Source organism: Priestia endophytica (assembly GCF_026790145.1).
Classification (GTDB): Bacteria; Bacillota; Bacilli; order Bacillales; family Bacillaceae_H; genus Bacillus_I; species Bacillus_I endophytica_A.
Window position 1 is genome coordinate 1 of sequence record NZ_JALAMS010000088.1, and the last position, 661, is coordinate 661.

Below are 661 nucleotides of genomic sequence, written 5' to 3' on the forward strand. Positions count from 1 at the left end.
AACTAAATGAAGGACAAAAAAATAAGTTCTTAAAAGCGATATTAGATGGAAAAACTACCCGAGAAGCATTAGATAAATGGGTAGATAAAAGCCTTCCACAAAATGAAGTAGTACCAGTTGGAGATAGTGGAGTATATGTAAAAGCGACTTCTAAATGGTTAGATAAAAAGGGAAAAGAAATCAAAAATGTAAGAGCTGCCTCTGAACTACCTGATGGCTCCTATTATTATAGATATGAAAGAGATTTAGGCTATATAATTGGAGATCATGAACTTAATACGTCAAAAGTACATGTAACTGTATTTGCTACAGTAAAGGATGGTGAAATCCAAGCAGATAATGCCACAGGAGGACACAGCAATATTAATCCTTTTCTTGAAATTAGGGATGGAGTGTCTAGTTCATTTACCCAGGGAGATAGAGCTGTAGGTAACCAGCCTTTTGAAGTCGTAGCAAGTGCATTTGGTTTTATAGATATGGACTTTCTAAGTCGCTCGTTGAATTTGTATTCTTATATTGACAAGAGCTCTGGTACTGCTGGAGGTTGGGCAGAGTTTGAAGAGGTTTTTTAAGAATTAATGAGTAAACTAACTATATTTATAGAGGTTAACTATTCATAGTTAACCTCTATTTTTTAGGAGTTGTTATATATGTTTTTATC

General features: G+C 34.2%; 1 protein-coding gene. It reads left to right on the forward strand.

Annotated elements, in window-relative coordinates:
• The coding region (locus MOC86_RS27280; protein WP_268587014.1) for a hypothetical protein at window positions 1-572 on the forward strand (572 nt) is incomplete at its 5' end.
• Window positions 573-661: the final 89 nt, after the last annotated feature.